Annotated in this window: 22 protein-coding genes; 13 read left to right on the top strand and 9 right to left on the bottom strand. The window is 62.4% G+C overall.

Translation table 11 applies throughout. The annotated features are described in order from the left end of the window. The first annotated feature begins 1 nt into the window (after window position 1). The gene (locus F0M17_RS15015) at window positions 2-1,081 is read left to right on the top strand and encodes a YbdK family carboxylate-amine ligase (RefSeq protein ID WP_073706963.1); all 1,080 of its coding nucleotides are present in this window, start codon (window positions 2-4) and stop codon (window positions 1,079-1,081) included. A 105-nt stretch (window positions 1,082-1,186) separates the two neighbouring features. Here the strand turns inward: F0M17_RS15015 and bcp are convergent, their stop codons facing one another. From bcp to F0M17_RS15000, 3 genes are all read right to left on the bottom strand, one after another. Continuing rightward, a complete protein-coding gene (gene bcp, locus F0M17_RS15010; protein ID WP_073707239.1) occupies window positions 1,187-1,663 on the bottom strand; it encodes a thioredoxin-dependent thiol peroxidase in 477 nt (158 codons plus the stop codon). 393 nt (window positions 1,664-2,056) lie between these two features. Further along, window positions 2,057-2,314, bottom strand: a complete 258-nt coding sequence (locus tag F0M17_RS15005; protein WP_022875705.1) for a DUF4235 domain-containing protein — start codon at window positions 2,312-2,314, stop codon at window positions 2,057-2,059. A gap of 39 nt (window positions 2,315-2,353) precedes the next feature. Further along, entirely contained in the window at window positions 2,354-4,852 is a 2,499-nt protein-coding gene (locus F0M17_RS15000) for an ATP-dependent DNA ligase (protein ID WP_073706962.1), read from the bottom strand. Between the two features lie 156 nt (window positions 4,853-5,008). Between F0M17_RS15000 and F0M17_RS14995 the strand changes: the two genes are divergently transcribed. Then, complete coding sequence (locus F0M17_RS14995) at window positions 5,009-6,034, top strand: Ku protein (RefSeq protein ID WP_371737251.1); 1,026 nt, start codon at window positions 5,009-5,011, stop codon at window positions 6,032-6,034. 4 nt (window positions 6,035-6,038) lie between these two features. Here F0M17_RS14995 and F0M17_RS14990 read toward each other — a convergent pair whose 3' ends face one another. Continuing rightward, entirely contained in the window at window positions 6,039-7,211 is a 1,173-nt protein-coding gene (locus tag F0M17_RS14990) for an alcohol dehydrogenase catalytic domain-containing protein (protein WP_073706961.1), read from the bottom strand. 41 nt (window positions 7,212-7,252) lie between these two features. Beyond that, a complete protein-coding gene (locus tag F0M17_RS14985; RefSeq protein ID WP_149597442.1) occupies window positions 7,253-7,438 on the bottom strand; it encodes a hypothetical protein in 186 nt (61 codons plus the stop codon). A 244-nt stretch (window positions 7,439-7,682) separates the two neighbouring features. Here F0M17_RS14985 and F0M17_RS14980 point away from each other — a divergent pair, with 244 nt between their 5' ends. Then, entirely contained in the window at window positions 7,683-8,777 is a 1,095-nt protein-coding gene (locus tag F0M17_RS14980) for a hypothetical protein (RefSeq protein WP_073707237.1), read from the top strand. Between the two features lie 39 nt (window positions 8,778-8,816). Here the strand turns inward: F0M17_RS14980 and F0M17_RS14975 are convergent, their stop codons facing one another. Next, on the bottom strand, window positions 8,817-9,833 hold the full coding sequence (locus F0M17_RS14975; RefSeq protein WP_083586717.1) for an SDR family oxidoreductase: 1,017 nt from the start codon (window positions 9,831-9,833) through the stop codon (window positions 8,817-8,819). 311 nt (window positions 9,834-10,144) lie between these two features. Here F0M17_RS14975 and F0M17_RS14970 point away from each other — a divergent pair, with 311 nt between their 5' ends. From F0M17_RS14970 to F0M17_RS14965, 3 genes are read left to right on the top strand one after another with little or no spacing between them, the layout of a single operon-like run. Next, window positions 10,145-10,411 carry a Rho termination factor N-terminal domain-containing protein gene (locus tag F0M17_RS14970; protein ID WP_028268631.1) on the top strand — a complete coding sequence of 89 codons (267 nt, stop codon included), beginning with the start codon at window positions 10,145-10,147 and terminating at the stop codon, window positions 10,409-10,411. Window positions 10,412-10,435: 24 nt separating this feature from the next. Further along, a complete protein-coding gene (locus tag F0M17_RS17500; protein WP_158024677.1) occupies window positions 10,436-10,591 on the top strand; it encodes a hypothetical protein in 156 nt (51 codons plus the stop codon). 27 nt (window positions 10,592-10,618) lie between these two features. Further along, window positions 10,619-10,867, top strand: coding sequence for a hypothetical protein (locus F0M17_RS14965; RefSeq protein ID WP_066142266.1), 249 nt, complete (start codon window positions 10,619-10,621; stop codon window positions 10,865-10,867). Between the two features lie 114 nt (window positions 10,868-10,981). Here the strand turns inward: F0M17_RS14965 and F0M17_RS14960 are convergent, their stop codons facing one another. After that, window positions 10,982-11,398 carry a CBS domain-containing protein gene (locus F0M17_RS14960; RefSeq protein WP_073706959.1) on the bottom strand — a complete coding sequence of 139 codons (417 nt, stop codon included), beginning with the start codon at window positions 11,396-11,398 and terminating at the stop codon, window positions 10,982-10,984. Window positions 11,399-11,597: 199 nt separating this feature from the next. On the opposite strand from F0M17_RS14960, the gene F0M17_RS14955 reads away from it, so the two are divergent. Genes F0M17_RS14955 through F0M17_RS14940 form a run of 4 tightly spaced genes read left to right on the top strand, consistent with a single transcriptional unit; the run spans window position 11,598 to window position 12,992 of the window. Next, a complete protein-coding gene (locus F0M17_RS14955) occupies window positions 11,598-11,807 on the top strand; it encodes a hypothetical protein (RefSeq protein WP_073706958.1) in 210 nt (69 codons plus the stop codon). Between the two features lie 40 nt (window positions 11,808-11,847). After that, complete coding sequence (locus F0M17_RS14950; RefSeq protein ID WP_073706957.1) at window positions 11,848-12,054, top strand: hypothetical protein; 207 nt, start codon at window positions 11,848-11,850, stop codon at window positions 12,052-12,054. A 3-nt stretch (window positions 12,055-12,057) separates the two neighbouring features. Next, window positions 12,058-12,663 (top strand): cysteine hydrolase family protein, encoded by a 606-nt coding sequence (locus tag F0M17_RS14945; RefSeq protein WP_073706956.1) that lies wholly within the window; start codon window positions 12,058-12,060, stop codon window positions 12,661-12,663. After that, the gene (locus F0M17_RS14940) at window positions 12,654-12,992 is read left to right on the top strand and encodes a hypothetical protein (RefSeq protein WP_073706955.1); all 339 of its coding nucleotides are present in this window, start codon (window positions 12,654-12,656) and stop codon (window positions 12,990-12,992) included. Before F0M17_RS14945 ends, F0M17_RS14940 begins: the two co-directional genes overlap by 10 nt. A 79-nt stretch (window positions 12,993-13,071) precedes the next feature. Here the strand turns inward: F0M17_RS14940 and F0M17_RS14935 are convergent, their stop codons facing one another. Next, complete coding sequence (locus tag F0M17_RS14935) at window positions 13,072-13,527, bottom strand: DUF421 domain-containing protein (RefSeq protein WP_073706954.1); 456 nt, start codon at window positions 13,525-13,527, stop codon at window positions 13,072-13,074. Next, window positions 13,527-14,063 carry a hypothetical protein gene (locus F0M17_RS14930; protein ID WP_073706953.1) on the bottom strand — a complete coding sequence of 179 codons (537 nt, stop codon included), beginning with the start codon at window positions 14,061-14,063 and terminating at the stop codon, window positions 13,527-13,529. Before F0M17_RS14930 ends, F0M17_RS14935 begins: the two co-directional genes overlap by 1 nt. A 184-nt stretch (window positions 14,064-14,247) precedes the next feature. Between F0M17_RS14930 and F0M17_RS14925 the strand changes: the two genes are divergently transcribed. From F0M17_RS14925 to F0M17_RS14915, 3 genes are all read left to right on the top strand, one after another. Beyond that, window positions 14,248-14,898, top strand: a complete 651-nt coding sequence (locus tag F0M17_RS14925; protein WP_073706952.1) for a 4a-hydroxytetrahydrobiopterin dehydratase — start codon at window positions 14,248-14,250, stop codon at window positions 14,896-14,898. A 145-nt stretch (window positions 14,899-15,043) separates the two neighbouring features. Continuing rightward, the gene (locus F0M17_RS14920) at window positions 15,044-16,282 is read left to right on the top strand and encodes an amidohydrolase (protein ID WP_233125319.1); all 1,239 of its coding nucleotides are present in this window, start codon (window positions 15,044-15,046) and stop codon (window positions 16,280-16,282) included. Window positions 16,283-16,346: 64 nt separating this feature from the next. Beyond that, on the top strand, window positions 16,347-17,816 hold the full coding sequence (locus F0M17_RS14915) for an MFS transporter (RefSeq protein WP_149597440.1): 1,470 nt from the start codon (window positions 16,347-16,349) through the stop codon (window positions 17,814-17,816). Window positions 17,817-17,826: the final 10 nt, after the last annotated feature.

Below are 17,826 nucleotides of genomic sequence, written 5' to 3'. Positions count from 1 at the left end.
GATGAGTACCTTTGGCATTGAAGAAGAATTCTTCATGTTTGACGCAGAAACAGGATTGCCTGCCAGCGTGGATCAGGAGCCGTTCCGGCAGGCACTGGATTCGCAACGCGATGGGGAAGTGCAAAATGAGTTTCTAGCTTGCCAAGTTGAACACGCGAGTTCCATCTGCGAAGACCGGGACCAGGCGTTGCACGAGTTGGGAAGCTTTCGCAGGGCCCTGGCAAGCAAAGCGGCCTCTAGCGGTCTGCTGGTCGCGGGCATAGGTTCGGCGCCAATGATTCCCCAGCAGCCTCCGGCATTTACCGATAACGCAAGGTATCAGGAAATCGGCAAATTCATTTCAGGAATAGCTGCCGAGCACTACATGTGCGGTTTGCACGTCCATGTCTCGGTCCCTGATCCGGAAGCCGGCGTTCGTGCACTGAACTTCTTGCGCGGCTGGCTGCCCCTTCTTTGCGCATTAGGCGCGAATTCACCATATTGGCGAGGCGTCGACAGCAGCTTCTCATCGTGGAGAACCATTCATTACCGGAAGTGGTCTGTCCAGGGAATCCCGCCATACTTTGCAGATTTCCGGGACTATGAGTCGCGTCTTGCGCGCATCAACGGCACCGCTGCTGTACCCGACCCCGGGCATATCGGATGGTCCGCACGGCTGTCGGAAAAGTATCCCACAGTCGAAATTCGTGTCGCCGATTCGCAGCTCAGAGCGCAAGATTCGGTCTTGCTTGCCGTGCTGCTGCGGGGGCTTGTCGAAACTGCCGTGGCCGGTGAATTCGAAGCTGTCGAGTATCTTCCCGAAGTCCTGGATCTGTCATTGTGGCAAGCGGCCAAGAATGGAATCACCGGAGAGCAAGTGGATACGGAAACCGGCGCACCGATTGCGGTGAAAGAGCTGGCTCGCAGGCTGCTGCGTATTGCCGAGGACGCACTGCGAGCTCATGGGGACTACGACTTCGCCGTGATTTCCCTGAGAAATATGCTGGAGACGGGCAATGGCGCGGTCCGGCAGCGAGCTGCATTCGACCGTGGTGCTTTCATGCATCTTTTGGCCAACGCCCATGCCGAAATGCAGATATAGCTTGACGGTCCCAACACGGGCTGCAGAGCACAGCCGGGGCCAGACGAAGCTGGCCCCGGCTGAAGCATCACTACTGGCGCAGGAAAGAACCGGATGTGAAATCCTCTAGATTCCCAGCGAGTCACGGAGTCGGGCTACATGTCCGGTGGCATCCACCGAATATTCGATTTGCTGGATGCTGCCATCTTCATTGATGACTGCAGTGGAGCGCAAAGTGCCCACGATCGTTTTTCCACCGATGGTCTTTTCGCCGTAAGAGCCGTAGGCTGTCGCAACTTCATTTCCAGGATCGGAGAGGAGCGGGAAGTTCAGCGATTCGTCGTTGGCGAAGGCTGCCAGCTCTTCCGGTGCGTCCGGGGAGATGCCCAGTACGGAGTATCCTGCCGCTTGCAACGAATTGAGGTTGTCGCGGAAATCGCAGGCCTCGGTGGTGCAGCCTGGAGTTGCGGCCTTGGGGTAGAAATAGACGATAACCTTCTGACCTGAATAGTCGGAGAGGGAAACTGTTTCCCCCTTGGCGTCCTGCAAGGAGAAGTCCGGAGCTGCCTGGCCTGCGGCTAGGGGAGAAGACTGGATGGACATGGATTCCACTTTCGTATAGTGATATTTTCTTTCCATTCTAAGTCCATGATTGCCCAGATGCCAGAGGAGTCGGTGATTTTGCCGCGAGTTGCATCGCTGCACTTTTGCCCTTCGATCTCGTCGAGATTGCCGGCCAGTCCGAAGCTGCTTTTGCCTGCCCTCGCAGATCGCCACGCGTAATGGCTACGGCATGGATCTTTCCGCCGGCGGATATGAATCTGCCGGCCAACTGATCGCCGCTCGTATCCCAAAGGGCTTCAGGTATCCGTAATTCATCACTGCGGTGGATGCACCGAGAGCAACCATTCCGCAGGGCCGGGCAGCAGCGAGTCGGGCGACTGCATAACAGCTGCCCGACCCAGTGCATCCGGGTTTCTGCCTGACTGCGGCCAGCTACCGGCCCGCTGCCTTGGCTTCTAGGGAACGCGTCCACCGTTTGGCCAGAGCCTGGATGGCGGAAGCGCTTGCTCCTGAGATCACGGCGAACGCCAGCACCTTGCCTACGGCTGCCTGCTGTTGCTTATCGGGGTTGGCCAGTGACGGCGGTTCTTCGCCCATGGCCTTGTGCCAGATCCCGGAGACGAGCTTGGCGCCAAGCCAGCCTGCGCCGAGCGAGACCAGGGTTCCGAAGATCTTTGCCAGCAATTTCATGTTTTGCTCCTTGTCTTAGCTGTCATTTGCGGTTCGGTTTCAGGAAGGATCCGCTGTTTCCCAGTGGACCTCATCCGGATGCTTGTCGTCGCGCCAACCGCGCCACACTGGATGGCGCAGAAGGCGCTCCGAGGTCAGTTCGCTGTATCGGACTTCTGCCACATATTTCGGGCTTACCCAGCGGGCATCGCGCCGATGCGCTGCGGGAATGTCCTTGGCCGGGGGAGTTTTGCGCTCGATCTTCTCAAGCCGTTCGCGGATCTCGGCAAGTTGCGTGTCGCTGAATCCGGTGCCCACCCGGCCGGCGTACTCCAAACCGCCATGTCCCGGAATGGCCAGCAGCAGCGACGCCAGGCCGCGGCTGCGCGACCCCTGCCCTGGCCGCCAGCCAATCACCACGGCTTCCTGATGCAGCTGGTGCTTGAGCTTCAACCAGCTGCCGCTGCGCCGGCCCAGCTCGTATGCCGAGTCGCGTTCCTTGGCCACCACGCCTTCCAGGCCTAGCTCGCGGCTGGTCCCGATGGCTTGTTCCAAGGTCCCGGTGTGGGCCGGGGGAACCTGCACGTACTGGTGGTCGATATCCAGGCCCGCAAGCCGCTGGCGGCGTTGCTCGTAGGGCAGCGCAGTCAGATCCTCTAGCCCGGCGCCTTTGCCGGCAGGCAACTGCAGCACGTCGAAGAGCATGTACTGGATCCTGATGGCCGAGGCCTGCTTCGTGCGCTTCTTGCGCTGGTGGGACACCCGTTGCTGGAGCAGCGAGAAATCTGGGCGGCCCGTAGAATCCAGGGCAACGATTTCCCCATCCACTACGCAGCGGTCCGGCAGCAACGAACCGAGAATTCCGAGTTCCGGGAAGTCGCCGGTCAGGTCATGGCCGTTGCGGCTGAGCAGCTTGGTTACGCCGTCACCGACTACTGCAAGTGCTCGGTAGCCGTCCCATTTCATTTCAAAGCTCCAGTCCTGCTCAACGCCGAAGTCCCCGGCCGTGCCAGGCGTGGCCAGCATGGGGCGCAAGGGTTGGCCAGACAGGTCAGCCACGGCCTGCTTGGCGCTGGGCTCGCGAGCTGCGTCCGGTCCTGCGCCACTGGAATCAGCGGAGGCCCCGCCCTCGGCTGCCGAAGGCTGGTCCTTGGCCAGTTGAAGCAGCCAATTGTCCTTTCCGCCCATCCCTGCGGCCTGGATCAGCACGAAACGCCGTGGCACGCCGCCCAGTCCTCCTGCTGAATCACCGGTGAGTACCGCGATGACTTCTTTGCCTTCGCGCCATTTCTCGATCACGCACCGGCCCGAATCCCAGATCGATACTTCCCCGGCGCCGTATTGCCCCTTCGGGATGCTGCCTTCGAAACTTGCGTAGGATAGCGGATGGTCTTCGGTCATGACTGCCAGGCGCTGGACTCCGGGTTCCAGCGGCGGGCCCTTGGGCACTGCCCAGGAGACCAGCACTCCCTCGTGCTCCAGGCGGAAATCCCAATGCAGCCGGCGGGCATGGTGTTCCTGGATGACGAAAGACAACCCGGTGCCGTCGCTTCCGGCCTGAACGGACTGTGCCTTTTCAGCCTTCCCGGACTGCTCCGGCACCGGTTCGGGTGTCAGCGACGCATTGCGCTTGGAGCGGTAGGCCGCCAGGCGATCCGGGTCCTGCCGTTGCGCCGAGGCCAGTTGCGCCAGGGGTTCCATTCCATCAGCAATGCGCTCCAGCACCTCGTGGAAGTCCAGTTGCGCCAACCCCTGCGCTTCGATTTCCTGCCAGGTCCGCGGGGCCGCGACGGTGGGCCGGGCGCGACCCCGCAGCGAATATGGGCAGACAGTGGTTTTCGAGGCATTGTTCTGGCTCCAGTCCACGAGCACCTTGTTCTCGCGCAGCGAGCGCTTCATGCTGGAGAGAACCAGTTGCGGGTGCTCCTTCTCCAACGTCGAAGCCAGTTCCTTGGCCACCTCGTTGATCTGGTCTGAGGTGTATTTGCCATCCAGCCCGGCATAGAGGTGGATGCCCTTGGAACCAGAGGTCACTGGGAAGCTGGGCAGCTCCATGCCGTCGAGGATCTCCCGGCAGATCAGCGCGACTTCAGCGCACTGCTCCAAACCGGCACCGGGACCGGGATCGAGGTCCAGAACCAGCCGGTCCGGGTTGGCAGGTTCCAGCGACGAATCGAAACGCCATTGGGGAACGTGGATTTCCAGCGCTGCCATTTGGGCCAGCCAGGCCAGCACCGCCTCGTTATTGACCAGCGGATAGGTATTCGCATGGGTCTTGTGCTGCAGCTTGGCGGAGGGAACCCAGCTGGGGGCGGAGTCTTCAAGATCCTTGCGGAAAAACACCTTGCCCGGTTCTTCGGCAGTGCCCACCCCGTCCACCCAGCGCTTGCGGGTAGCGGGGCGCCACGCGGCATGCGGAATCAGCGCCGGAGCCACTTGCTGGAAGTAGTCCATGACTTCTCCCTTGGTGGTTCCGGTCTGCGGGTACAAGATCTTGTCCAGATTGCTGACCTTCAGCGTGTGCCCCGCGACTTTCACGGTTTGCTCCCTGCGTGCCATGCGCTGTCCTTTGCTTTTCCGTATGCGGCCAATCTTCCCGAGCAGCGCCGGGGAATCCAGCGTTCCAAGCAAGCTTTGCGTTTTGCGCTGCTGAACCTCCGTGCAGCCTGCCAGTCTCATCCGGCCAGTGACGCGCGGCCGGAAAGATGCTTCACTATGCCCATGCGAGCTATCTGGACTGGATCAATTGCCTTCGGCTTGGTGAACGTGCCGGTCAAGGCCTACGGCGCCACCGAAGACCACGACATCGACCTGCATCAGGTCCATGACAAGGACGGCGGCCGAATCCGCTACGAACGCCGATGCGAAGTCTGCGGGAAGAAAATCGCCTACAAGGATCTGGACAAGGCCTATGAAGACGGGGAACGGACCATTGTGCTCACCGATGAGGACATGGACGCTCTGCCTGCGGAGAAAAGCCGCGAAATCGAGGTAGTCCAGTTCGTCCCGGCAAGCCAAGTCGATCCCCTGATGCTGGAGAAGAGCTACTACCTCCAGGCGGACTCGAAGTCGCCCAAGGCGTACGAGCTGTTGCGCCGGACACTGGAAAACACTGAGAAACTGGCGGTGGTGCGCTTTGCCCTGCGCCAGAAGACCCGGCTGGGCATCTTGCGTGTCCGGTCCAAGGTGATGGTGCTGCAAGCGGTCATGTGGGCGGACGAGCTGCGCGACGCCGAGCAGGTGGCACCGGAGAAATCACCGCGGATCAGTGAGCAGGAACTGAAGATGTCTGCTGCCCTAGTGGACCAGTACAGCACCGATTTCACCCCGGAAGAATTCCAGGACGACTACCAGCTCCAACTGCAAGCGCTGATCGAAGCGAAAATCGAGCAAGGCGAGGAACTGGATACTGAAGCGACCTTCGGCTCCGAGGAGCACGGAAGCGACTCCGGGGAGGTCATCGATCTGATGGAAGCGCTCAAGCGCAGCATCGAGGGCCGGAAGTCAAAAGCCGGGAGCAAAGCGGCGAAGAGCAAGGAACCGCCAGCCAAGAAGGCGCCGGCGAAGAAGTCCGCGGCGAAGAGCAAGGAACCGCCAGCCAAGACAGCGCCGGCGAAGAAGTCCGCAGCCAAGAAGCCGGCTGCTGCCAGGAAACCAGCCGAGAAGAAGGCGACGGCAAAGGAGGCCTCCTCCTCGCCACACAAGAAGAAGGCCTCCGGTTCCGGGAAGAAAAGTGCCTAGCTTGCTACGGCTTGAGCACCACCTTGATGCACGCATCCTGCTTCTTCTGGAAGGTCTCGTACATCTGCGGACCGTTCGAGAGCGGCTGCTCGTGCGTGACAAGGTCGTCCAGGCCTAGCGGATCGGCTGCATCCTCGGCCAGCGGCAGCAGCTTCCGCGTCCATGAGCGCACATTGCATTGGCCCTGGCGGATCTGGATCTGCTTGTCGAACAGCTTCACCATCGGCATCGGTGTGGCTGCCCCGGCATAGACGCCGCTGATCGACAGGGTGCCGCCACGCCGCACCGCATCAATGGCCGAATCCAGCACGCTGGTGCGGTCCGCGGAGACGTTCTCCATGGCCAGCTGCGCGGCCTTGTCCGGCAGCAGCCCGGTGGCTTGCTGGAACATAGAGGAGACCGGGGAACCATGGGCTTCCATGCCCACTGCATCGAGCACGGCATCGGGGCCGCGCCCGGTGAGCCCGCGCAGTTCGCCCACGGTGTCCTTGGTGAAGTCCAGGGTCTGGATCCCGTGGCGCTCGGCCATGGCGCGGCGTTCGGCTACCGGGTCGATACCCAGCACCTCATAGCCCAGATGGCGGCCGATTCGCGCGGCGAGCTGGCCCACGGGTCCGAGCCCGTAGACCGCGAGGGTTCCGCCGTCCGGGACGCTTGCGTACTCCACGCCCTGCCACGCGGTGGGCAGGATATCGGAGAGGAACAGATAGCGGTGGTCGGGCAGCTCGTGGCCAACTTTCACGGCACCATAATCGGCATGGGGCACCCGCAGGTATTCGGCCTGGCCGCCGGGAACCTGTCCATAGAGTTCGGAGTACCCGAAGAATTGGGCGCCCTTGCCGTGCTTGCGCACCTGGGTGGTCTCGCACTGCGACTGCAGGTCATGCTGGCACATCCAGCAGTGGCCGCAGGAGATGTTGAACGGGATGACTACCCGGTCGCCCACCGACAGCTTGGTGATGCCGCTGCCAACTTCCTGGACAATCCCCATGGTTTCGTGGCCCAGCACGTCGCCAGCATGCATGTAGGGTCCAAGCAGCTCATAGAGATGCAGGTCTGATCCGCAGATTGCGGTGGAAGTGACCTTGATGATGATGTCCCCGGGATCCTGGATCACCGGATCCGGGACGTCGCTGAATGCGACCTTTCGCTTGCCTTGCCATGTCAGTGCCTTCAAATCATTCTCCTCCGTGCTTCGTTTCCCGTTATCGACAGCAGTCAGTCGGTATTGAACCGGTCGGTGTCCACCGCGTCTGGGTCCTGGTCTTCCGCCGGCTGCTCGAAAGCATCCTCATTGCTGCCAACCGGATTCTGCTTGTCCTTCGCGGGATCCTTCCCTGAGTGCTCATCGCGCAGCGGAGGGTTCCCCTGGCGCGTCTCTTCTTCTGGCTGATTGGAGTCCATGGTCTTTCCTTCCTGTACCAGATGGGCGATGGCACCGACCCTGCCACACCGGGCCGCAGGCAACAAGGGAAGTTTGATGGGCATTGCCTGTGAGTCAGGAATCCGTGGAATCCCGGGGATCAAGGGTGCAGTGCCGATGCTGGTTTCTGCAAGGTTGCTGAACGGCACTGCATGCCATGGCACAACTTCCTAGGGTGTGCTGTGGGAGCGGCTCAAGCTGCTGCCGGAGAGCTGCGAGGTGCTGATGAGCGTGCAAGATCCCGAGATGCGCACGATAGGAATAATTGCCGATCCCGGCATCGCCGATGCCATGGCCAATCGGGTAGCTGCGCGGTTGGAAGGGGTCTTGGAGAAGTTGCAGGAGCAGGAGCACCGGTGGGACGTGCAGGTGGCTCCGTTCTCCCTGCCATTGGGGGAGAGCGGACGGGTGGCGTTGAATGACAAGGTGCCGAAGCTGCGGGAGAAGCACGGCTGGGACTTCATCATCTACCTGACCGATGCACCGCACTATGTGCAGAACCGGCCGGTGCGTTCGGTGATTTCCGTCGAGGATGCTTCGGCCGTGCTTTCCATGCCCAGTCTCGGGATGGCCCGGCCGCGCACGGTGGCACGGGAATTGGCCGAACTGGTCAGGGAATTGGCTACCGGCAAGCAGCCCGCCCCGCCGCCCACCCCGCTGGGCCGGGCAATGAGCGTGCACGCCAGCCGGCAGGACGGGCAGAACGAGCAGAACCGCATCACGAGCATCGAGGGCCTGCGCGGGCGGCTGCTGCTGGTCGCCGGAATGGTGCGCAGCAACCAGCCGTGGAAACTGGTGCCGCGGCTTTCCTCCGCGATGGCAGGTGCGGTGGCCACCGGAGCCTTCGGCGTGTTCTACACGAGCATCTGGTCAATGGCCGACTACCTGCCCGCTACGCGGCTTGCGCTTATCACGCTGTCAAGCATTCTGATCCTCACGCTCTGGCTGCTGCTGCACAACCGGTTGTGGGAGAGGCCCCAGGGCAACCGCCGCCGCGAGCGGATGGTTATCTACAACGCGGCCACGGTGCTCACGGTCGGGTTTGCAGCGACGGCCATGTACCTGCTCTTATTCCTGGCGCTGCTGGCGGGTGCACTGATTGTCATTGACCAGGAATACCTCGCCTATCAGCTGCGCCACAATGTGTCGCTGGCCGAATACGTCAATCTCGCCTGGCTGGCATCCTCGCTGGGAACCATGGGCGGGGCCATCGGCTCCAGCTTCGACGAGGTCAAGGAAGTCCAGCGCGCTACCTTCAGCCAGCGCGAGTACGAGCGGAGGAACATGGAATTCACCATCAGCAAGGACGAGGTGGATTGATCCCCGGACCCCTATCCGCCCGGGGACAAATACACAGTCCTACGGCTGGTTCTTCCCCCCGTTGACGTGCACCGTCGATCCGACAACATACGAAGCCTCGTCGCTGGCCAGGAACACATAGGCTGGAGCGAGTTCCACCGGCTGACCTGCCCGGCCCAGCCAGGTATCGTGGCCGAACTTCGGCAACGCCTCGATGGGCTGGCCATCCGAGGGTTGCAGCGGAGTCCAAATGGGACCGGGAGCCACCGCATTGACCCTGATGCCCTGCTTGGCGGCCTGGGAGGCCAGCGTCTTGGTGAAGTTGCTGATCGCCCCCTTCGTTGAGGCGTAGTCCATCAGGTGATCCGAGGGATCGAAAGCCTGGATGGACGTCGTATTGATAATGGATCCGCCTGCCGGGATCACCTTCAGCGCATCCCGGCTCAGGGCGAACATCGCGAAGATATTCACATCGAAGGTCGCCTCAATCTGCTCATCGCTCAGCTCCTCCAAGGATTCGACACTGATCTGCTTGCCGGCGTTGTTCACCAGGATGTCAAGTCCGCCGAGTGCGGCCACCGCCTTGTCGACCAGCGAACCGCGGTACTCGCGGTCGCGCAGATCCCCGGGCAGCAGGTGCACCTCGACGCCGGCCTCTTCCACGAGCCCGGCGATGGCATCCGCATCCGGCTGCTCAGCGGGCAGGTAGGCCAAGGCGACGCTGGCCCCTTCGCGGGCGAAAGCGATCGCCACCGCCGCTCCAATACCCGAATCGCCACCGGTGATCAGCGCGCGTTTTCCGGCCAGCCGATCCCGTCCCTGGTAGCTTCGCTCGCCGTGATCCGCCTTCGGCTTCAACTCCTGATCCAGGCCGGGCTCCGGCTGGCGCTGTTCGGGAGGGCTGATCTTTTCCTTGCCAGCACGCTCGGTTTCCGCGGAATCGCTGGTGCGCGAATCCGGGTGGCTGCCGGTGCCCACCGGCTCATCTGCTGTACCAAGATCCGGCAACCCGGTGCTGCTCGAATCGCTGGCAGTGCCTACTGGCTCATTGTGGTGCGGGGGATTCTTCCCGGGCATGGCTTTTCCTCCTTCAGTTGCTGGAAGACGCCGTCGCGAGAGCGCCAACGGCGTCAGGGACACCTCCCAGTGTTCTTCGCGGGGCACCGGCGGTGAATAGCACGGTGCCCACTTGGCGGCAACGGCCAGAGAGCTTTCGGGCAAGCATCAGTTTCGCGGCTGCTGCCAGAAAATGTGCTAGCGCCGAAGTCTGGGATCCAGCATAAAGTCCGGGGGTTGCCCTGTCGCCCGTGGCCGCAGGTAGCTAGCGTGGGACGCACAGTGCTGGTTATCCGAAGGCCAGCTGGCGAAGCGTGAGAGGGAGGAAACCCATGGCAGGCAAGGGCAAGAGCCGGATCAAGGATGAGGAACTCTACGAAGAGCTGCGCGAGGAGGGGAACTCCAAGCAGAAGTCGGCGCGCATCGCCAATGCCGCCGCCCGAGATGGCCGCTCCGAGGTGGGCAAGCGCGGCGGCAAATCCGGGGACTACGAGGACTGGACCGTCGAGGAATTGCAGGACCGGGCCAAGGAAATCGGGGTTGAGGGCCGTTCGAAGATGCGCAAGGCCGAGCTCATCGATGCCCTGCGCAATTCATAGCCGATCGCCACGACAGGAGAAGCAATGAGCGACCGAGACAAGCCCGAGAACCTGGCACGCACCACGCAGCCGGATGGCGAAGCAGAACCCGGCGACGAGCGTGTGGCCCGCCGGGGGAGCATCAAAGAAAATACCGAGGATACGTCTGAGGAAAGCGAAGACCGCTTTGACGCGGGTTGAGCTTTCCTTCCAGGAAAGGATGAAGACATGACGGACAAACCGATTAATAGGGCTCACGGCCGTCGGCCCGGCCTGTGGCTCACGATTGTGGGCGGGCTCGTGGCCGTAGGATTCGCCATCTACGCGCTGCTCGCGGCGCCTGACAGCACCTCGGGACCACTGTGGATCGTGGCAGGCTGGGGCGCATTGCTCTTCATCTACGGCGTGTACCGCCTGGTTCGGGGACCAAGCTCGTTGGATGACCCGAGGGGAGGCACGGACGCCAACGGACGGTGACGCGGCAACTGCCGCGAAAAATCGCCAAGAGCAAGAACAGAGCTTCCGGGAAAACCGTGGTTTGCCCGGAAGCTCTTCCTTGTGCTGCTGCCGGCGGCAGGTCCTGGTCTGGTCCTAGTCTTGGGAAATCCCTTCGACCAGGCTTCCGGTGCTCTGCTCGTCGTAGTAGCGGGCAATGTCCGCCTGGGCGAGCATTCCCACCAGCTTATGCCCGTCGATAACGGGAAGCCTGCGCACCTGGTGCTCCTGCATGGTGCGGATGGCTTCCTCGATGGAATCGTCGGCGCCAATGGTCACCGGCTTGCCCTGGGCATAGTCGGCGACCTTGGTGCTGGAGGTGACCACGCCGTCGGCTACGGCGTTGATGACGATATCGCGGTCGGTGATGGTGCCGGCCAGCCGGTCATCCTTGCCGCAGATGGGCAGCATGCCGACCTGCAGGTCCTTCATCAGCTGGGCTGCGACCTGGACCGAGTCCTGTTCCTTGACGCATTTGGCTGGCGAGGTCATTAGTTCCTTGGCTGCAACCATGATCGTGCTCCTTTCGCGTTTTCCTGCGGGGACGCTCCCCACGTTCCAGCACCGCAAGCAGGCCTTCAATCATTGCCAGCGTCCTTGCAGGCTCGCCCGGGGCGAAGCTGGCAACAGCCGATTAACCATGTACGCGGGGCACGCTTCACTGGTATTCGGTTAGAGGACCGTATCGGATCAATCCGGAAGGACAAGAACCATGGGACTCATCGACAAGGCCAAGGAAGCCATTGCCCACGCCGCAGATCGGCTGAAGGACCCGGACCAGGATCTGGTCGAGAAGACCTGGCCGCTGGGCCAGCCGGATGACGAGCACGTTCCCGCCCCGGCCCACGAGGCCGAGGGCATCGACCCGGATCTGGATGATTCGACCGAAGACCAGTACCGCGAGGATGACGAGGAACGCTAGCCGCAAAGGGGAACACTCAGCAGAAGACAGGAGAGAACCAATGCAGACCTGCGATTTGTGCGGAAACGACCAGGACCCGCTGTTCATGCTCAGCAGGGATGGGCGTTCAGGCCAATACGACAGTTTCGAATGCGCCATCCAGGACATGGCTGAGCGGTGCGCGCACTGCAATTGCGCCATCCTGGGCCATCCGGTGCGCCAGCAACAGGACGTGTTCTGCTGCCAGCACTGCGCGGCGCACAGCTGAGTCATGGGTGCTACGGATTCCACGAGCGACTTCAGGCACCCGGCCCTGCTGCTCATCGATCTGCAGCGCGGCTTCTTCGCAGACCCCGGGCTGGCCGCATCGAGGCAGCAGATCACTGCCAACTGCAATCGGCTGGCCGCGGCGGCGGCACGGGACGGGGTGCCGGTGATCAGCGTGCGCACCGTGCACAATGAAGACAGGTCCACCTGGACGCTGAACATGCTCGAGGATGGCCAGGGCTACCTCTTCGAAGGCACGGCGAAAGCCGGGTACCTGGAGGAGCTGGAGCTGGCCGGGGCCATCGAAGTGGTCAAGCGCCGGGACAGCGCCTTCTGGAACACGGAGCTGACGACGCTGCTGCTGCAACGCCGCGCCAGTTCCCTGGTGCTGGCCGGGGTCGCCACCGATACCTGCATCCGGGCTACGGCATCTGACGCGTTTGCCGCGAACCTGCCGGTTGCGGTCGCCACCGATGCCTGTGCGTCCCCGGACCCGCAGGCAGGGCAGAACGCACTGGAATACATGAGCACCCAGCATCGGCAGAAACTGATGGACACCGAAGAAATCATTTCCCTATTGACAAGGAAAGAGGAGCGCAAATGTCACTGAACAATGAAGAATTCGAGAATGTGCGCAAGGACCAGGACATCGACGAGCCGCTGGATGGCCGCGACAGCCAACCGGCCGAAGGCTCCTCGGATGCGCCTGCGCAGCTGGATGCGGATGACCCGTTGCGCGGGGCAGAGCGCATCCTGGCCGAACGGGACGAGGACCCGCTGCTGCTGAATCCCGAAACCACGCTGGTCGAACCGCTGGACGGGGAACGCGCTGTCGATGACACGCAGCTCGATGAACCCGAAGAGTTCGAGGACCCCGGGCTGGACGCGGAGCGCAGCGCCAACCTGCCCGATCAGCGCGAGACCCCGGAAGAGCAGTAGCGGACCGAGCGCACAAAGCGAGCGGTGCCAACCTATCTGGTTGGCACCGCTCGCTTTCCCGCATTTCCGGCAACTGTGCTCAGGATCGGGACTGGGCTTCCTGGGTGAAAAAGGAAATCTTGCCGCTGGCTTCCAATATGGCCAGCCGGATGCTGCTGTAGTTCTCGATGCCGGCTTGGCGGGCCAGCATGCTCAACTCATCCAGGCCAATGCGCTCAGCATGCAACGCCTTGCGGTCAAGCACCCCGTCGCGCACCAGCACAATGGGCCTGCCCTGCATCAGCTTGCCCAGCTTGGGCCATCGCATATTTGCATAGTTCAGGATCGCTGCGAGCACGATCATGGTGAAGGCCGCCAGCAAGCTGCCGACCAGCGAACGGTCTTCCATGGTGATGCCTTGCTGCACCAAATCGCCCAGCACCACGAAGAGCACCAGCTCGAATGAACTGAGCTCGCCGAGGGTGGACCGTCCCGCGGTGCGGGTGGCCAGCCACAGGATGATGAACGCGACGGCAGCGCGGATGACGATATCCATCAGGGGATCCTCCAGGTTCTGATCTCTAGTTCCGTTGTATTGCCCTTCACCTCGATGCCCAGCACCCCGCCGGTGCTCGGGGACCACTGATCCGAGGCGCGGCCGGTGAGCGTGGCGACCATTTGCCTGGACCCTGGCACCGGGGCCACCTCGAATTGGATGGTGCCACCTGCGCCGCTTGCTACGGACTCGGGTTCGGGAAAGGCCGAGAAGTCCTCGAAGAGCATCAGGTAGTCCTCGTTCAGCTCCAGGGTGATGGTCTCGGGCAACGGCTCGGCAGCGGTGATTTCAATCCTCAGCTCGATTTCATTTCCGGCTCTGATCACGGTGGGGAGCTGCACTTCGGCCGTGAAGCTGTCGCCGTCCTTCACCACGGTCTGCTCCTGGTCGAACAGGCCGAGCAAGGCAGCCACGACGATGACCGCAACCGCCAGGACAGCGGCACGGCGCAGCCGCCGGCGCTTGCGATTGCTTTGCGCAGACTTGATGTCATCCAGCGTCGAATCATTGATCTCGGCTTGGAAGATGTTCAGCATGGAATTCTGGCCTCCTTGCGCTTTGCCATCGAGGCTAGGCCGTCCCGCCCGCGTACGGACAGGTGGCGCATCAGTTCACAGGAGACATCCAGATCGCTGGCACTGATGGAAACCTGTGCATTCAGGAAATCTCCTTGAGGCGAAGCGGCACCGGTGCCATCGTGTTTTCAAGGAGGAGATACGCATGGGCAGCAACGACATTCTCAGTGACCAGCAGATCAGCGACTATCTGGAGGACCTGCCGCATTGGCGGGAAATCCCCGGCGGCATAGCCGCCGTTTTCCAGACCAAAACAGCGGCATCCGCCATCGAGCTCTTCAGTGATATCGCCGGAGCCGCCGAAATGGACAACCACCACCCGGACGTGGACTGGCGCTACAACCGCGTCTTCGTCACCACTACTTCCCATGACGCCGGAGGGCGGGTGACCACCCGGGATATCGCCCTGGCACGCAGGATCTCCGAACAGGCCCGGGCACTTGGCGCCACTTCCCGCCCGGAATTGATCCGCACGTTGGAAATCGGCATCGATACAGCCGACCCGCAGCAGGTCGCCGCGCAGTGGGCTGCCGGCCTGGGATACCAGCAGCAGGAGGACGGCAGCCTAGTTGACCCGAACCACCGCTTGCCTGCCATCTGGTTCCAGAAAACAGAAGACCCCAACCCTAACCGGCTGCATTTGGATGTCTGGGTCCCGTTCTCGGAGAGCCAGCCGGTACTCGAAGCGCTGGGCAGCGAAGGCACGGAACTTGATAGCCAGTACGCTCCGAGCTTCACCGTGGCGACGGATCGGCAGGGCAACAGGTTCTGCATCTGCACCGAGCAGGACCGCTAGCGGCGCGGGCGCTCGCCGAAGTTGCCGAATATTGCATTCAACCGGTTGCTGGACTGCTTGGCCAGCCGGGGGATAGATTGAAATCACCGGAGCCAGCTGGGCCATGTCGGCTAACCGCAGCTCGGCGCGAAGAGAGGGGGACCCAGTGGGCACTGCACAGGAAATCACCGCTTCGATCGAGGAACAGCTGTCATGGCAAGAAGAGCTCTACAAGCATTTCCACCGCAATCCCGAGCTGGGGCTGAAGGAGCATGAAACCTCGGCGCGGATCTGCGAGGAACTTGAAGATCTTGGCTATGAAGTCCAGCTGATCGGCGGCACCGGAATAGTGGGCGTCCTGCGCAATGGCGAGGGCCCGGTAGTCCTGGCTCGCGCCGACATGGACGCGCTGCCGGTCACCGAGGACACCGGGCTGGAGTATTCCTCCGAGGTTCCGGGCGCCATGCACGCCTGCGGCCACGATATGCACATGGCCACCCTGCTCGGTGCGGCAAAGTATCTCGCCAGGAACAAGGAGGCCTGGTCCGGCATCTACATTGCCCTGTTCCAGCCGGCCGAGGAAACCGCTGCCGGCGCCAAGGCGATGGTGGAAGACGGGCTGGTGGACAAGATCCCCACGCCCGAGGTGGCCTTGGCGCAGCATGTGATGCCTGCCGAAGCCGGAATGATCGGGACCACCGCCGGGCCGATTCTCTCTGCCGGGGATTGCCTTCGGATCACTGTGCATGGACGCGGAGCCCATGGCTCGATGCCGCACAACTCGGTGGACCCTGTGGTGCTGGCCTCCTCCATTGTGCTCAAGCTGCAGACAGTGGTTTCCCGCGAAACCCAGCCCGGGCACTTCGCGGTGCTCACCGTCGGGTCGCTGACCGCGGGCACCACCGCGAACATCATCCCGGACCGCGCTCAGCTGCTGCTGAATATCCGCACCTACGAGCCAGCCATCCGCCAGCGCGTCATCGATTCCATCCACCGGATTGTGCGCGGCGAATGCCAGGCTGCCGGCTCGCCCAAGGAACCGGAGTTCGAGTTCTACGACCAGTTCCCGCTCACCAGCAATGACGAGACGGCCAACGCCAAGATCACCGCGGCTTTCGAAGCCCATTTCCCCGAGGGACAGGTCTACCATGCAGACCCGGCCACCGCCTCGGAGGACTTCAGCACCATTCCGGATGCCTTCGGCATTCCCTATGCCTACTGGACGGTGGGCTGCGTGGATCCGCAGAAATACAAGGATGCGGTGGCCGCGGGAACCGTCGCCTCCGATATCCCTGCCAACCACTCGCCGTTCTTCGCACCGGTGATCCACCCAACCCTCCAAACAGCAACCAGCACCCAGGTGGTGGCCGCACTGGCCTACCTGGACAACGGAGCACAAGAGTAGGGAGCAGACGATGTCCGCAGCACCAACCACGGGCGCCACTACCTAGCAGCCCACCGACAAATGGCTGCTGGGCATCGTCCTGGCAGTCATCAACTTCTGGCTTTTCGCCCAGACCCTGCTGAACGTCATTCCCGGGATCCGCGGACAGCTGGGCGTCGAAGAAACGTTGGCCGATCTGGCGGTGTCCATCAACTCGCTGTTCTCCGGCATCTTCATCGTGGTCGCCGGCGGACTGGTCGACCGGCTGGGCCGGGCGAAAATCCTTTACCTGGGCATCTGGCTTTCCATCGCCGGCTCGCTGCTGATCGCCCTGACCCCGGAGAACCTGGGCGGGCTGACCAGCGCCATGCTGCTGGGCGGCCGCGTGGTCCAGGGCCTGTCCGCCGCCTGCATCATCCCTGCGACCATGGCCTTGGTGAAGACCTACTACGAGGGGAAGGGCCGCCAGCGGGCCCTGTCCTACTGGTCCATCGGCTCCTGGGGCGGTTCCGGGTTCTGCGCACTGTTCGGCGGGCTGATGGCCACCAGCTTCCTGGGCTGGTGTTCGATCTTCTGGACCTCCATCGTGCTCTCGGTGCTGGCGCTCTTCCTGCTCAAGGGCACCCCGGAATCCAAGGCCGAGCAGGATCCGGCAGCCGAGCGCCGCGTCGACTTCACCGGCCTCATCTTCTTCATCGTCATGCTGGTCTCCATCAACGTCTACATTTCCCAGGGTCCGAATATCGGCTGGCTGAGCCTGGGAGGCATCGCGCTCGTGGCGATCTTCGTGGTCACCGGGCTGCTGTTCTTGCAGATCGAGGTGCGCAGCCGCAATCCCTTCGTGAACCTGAAGCTGTTCTCCAACGGCACCTTCACCGGCGCCACGCTGTCCAACTTCCTGCTCAATGGCGCGGCAGGCACGCTGATTGTCTCGCTGGGCCTGGTCCAGGTGGCGGCCGGGATGTCCTCGCTGCAGTCCGGCCTGCTGACCTTGGGCTATCTGGTGGCCATCCTTGCCACGATCCGCGTGGGTGAGAAGCTGCTGCAGCGCTTCGGGCCGAAGAAGCCGATGCTCTGGGGATCGATGATCACCGGTGTGGGCATCCTGATGTGCTCGATGACTTTCCTGTATATCGACCAGTACATCTTGCTCTCCGTGATCGGGTTCACGCTGTTCGGCATCGGCCTGGGCTTCTATGCCACGCCGTCCACCGACGCGGCGCTGTCCAATGTCCCCGACAGCGAGGTGGGTTCCGCGTCCGGCATCTACAAGATGGCCTCGTCACTGGGCAACGCCATCGGCGTGGCCATCTCCGCGGCCCTGTATGTGGCTGGACAGGCCATGGATCCGGCACTGATCCAGTCCTGGGGCCTGTTCATTGGCCGGCAGGACAATGTGGCGTTGCGCTTCGGTGGCGCCATCGGCCTGTTGTTCAACGTGCTGATGGTGGTCATCGCCATCGCGTCGATCATCGTGACTGTGCCTTCCGAAAAGCAGAAGGACAGCGAGAAGACCAAGCACGACGAGGTGGCGCCGCCGCCAATCGGGAACTGATCGAATCGCT

This window comes from Glutamicibacter sp. ZJUTW (assembly GCF_008370855.1).
GTDB lineage: Bacteria > Actinomycetota > Actinomycetes > Actinomycetales > Micrococcaceae > Glutamicibacter > Glutamicibacter nicotianae.
The sequence above is the reverse complement of the archived record's forward strand: the minus strand, read 5'-3'. Positions and strand labels throughout refer to the sequence as shown.

What these genes read in the sequence shown, in the direction of transcription:
- F0M17_RS15015 (WP_073706963.1), top strand. Translation starts at nt 2, where the DNA reads ATGAGTACCTTTGGCATTGAAGAAGAATTCTTCATGTTTGACGCAGAA.
- bcp (WP_073707239.1), bottom strand. Translation starts at nt 1,663, where the DNA reads ATGTCCATCCAGTCTTCTCCCCTAGCCGCAGGCCAGGCAGCTCCGGAC.
- F0M17_RS15005 (WP_022875705.1), bottom strand. Translation starts at nt 2,314, where the DNA reads ATGAAATTGCTGGCAAAGATCTTCGGAACCCTGGTCTCGCTCGGCGCA.
- F0M17_RS15000 (WP_073706962.1), bottom strand. Translation starts at nt 4,852, where the DNA reads ATGGCACGCAGGGAGCAAACCGTGAAAGTCGCGGGGCACACGCTGAAG.
- F0M17_RS14995 (WP_371737251.1), top strand. Translation starts at nt 5,009, where the DNA reads ATGCCCATGCGAGCTATCTGGACTGGATCAATTGCCTTCGGCTTGGTG.
- F0M17_RS14985 (WP_149597442.1), bottom strand. Translation starts at nt 7,438, where the DNA reads ATGGACTCCAATCAGCCAGAAGAAGAGACGCGCCAGGGGAACCCTCCG.
- F0M17_RS14980 (WP_073707237.1), top strand. Translation starts at nt 7,683, where the DNA reads ATGAGCGTGCAAGATCCCGAGATGCGCACGATAGGAATAATTGCCGAT.
- F0M17_RS14975 (WP_083586717.1), bottom strand. Translation starts at nt 9,833, where the DNA reads ATGCCCGGGAAGAATCCCCCGCACCACAATGAGCCAGTAGGCACTGCC.
- F0M17_RS14970 (WP_028268631.1), top strand. Translation starts at nt 10,145, where the DNA reads ATGGCAGGCAAGGGCAAGAGCCGGATCAAGGATGAGGAACTCTACGAA.
- F0M17_RS17500 (WP_158024677.1), top strand. Translation starts at nt 10,436, where the DNA reads ATGAGCGACCGAGACAAGCCCGAGAACCTGGCACGCACCACGCAGCCG.
- F0M17_RS14965 (WP_066142266.1), top strand. Translation starts at nt 10,619, where the DNA reads ATGACGGACAAACCGATTAATAGGGCTCACGGCCGTCGGCCCGGCCTG.
- F0M17_RS14960 (WP_073706959.1), bottom strand. Translation starts at nt 11,398, where the DNA reads ATGGTTGCAGCCAAGGAACTAATGACCTCGCCAGCCAAATGCGTCAAG.
- F0M17_RS14955 (WP_073706958.1), top strand. Translation starts at nt 11,598, where the DNA reads ATGGGACTCATCGACAAGGCCAAGGAAGCCATTGCCCACGCCGCAGAT.
- F0M17_RS14950 (WP_073706957.1), top strand. Translation starts at nt 11,848, where the DNA reads ATGCAGACCTGCGATTTGTGCGGAAACGACCAGGACCCGCTGTTCATG.
- F0M17_RS14945 (WP_073706956.1), top strand. Translation starts at nt 12,058, where the DNA reads ATGGGTGCTACGGATTCCACGAGCGACTTCAGGCACCCGGCCCTGCTG.
- F0M17_RS14940 (WP_073706955.1), top strand. Translation starts at nt 12,654, where the DNA reads ATGTCACTGAACAATGAAGAATTCGAGAATGTGCGCAAGGACCAGGAC.
- F0M17_RS14935 (WP_073706954.1), bottom strand. Translation starts at nt 13,527, where the DNA reads ATGGATATCGTCATCCGCGCTGCCGTCGCGTTCATCATCCTGTGGCTG.
- F0M17_RS14930 (WP_073706953.1), bottom strand. Translation starts at nt 14,063, where the DNA reads ATGCTGAACATCTTCCAAGCCGAGATCAATGATTCGACGCTGGATGAC.
- F0M17_RS14925 (WP_073706952.1), top strand. Translation starts at nt 14,248, where the DNA reads ATGGGCAGCAACGACATTCTCAGTGACCAGCAGATCAGCGACTATCTG.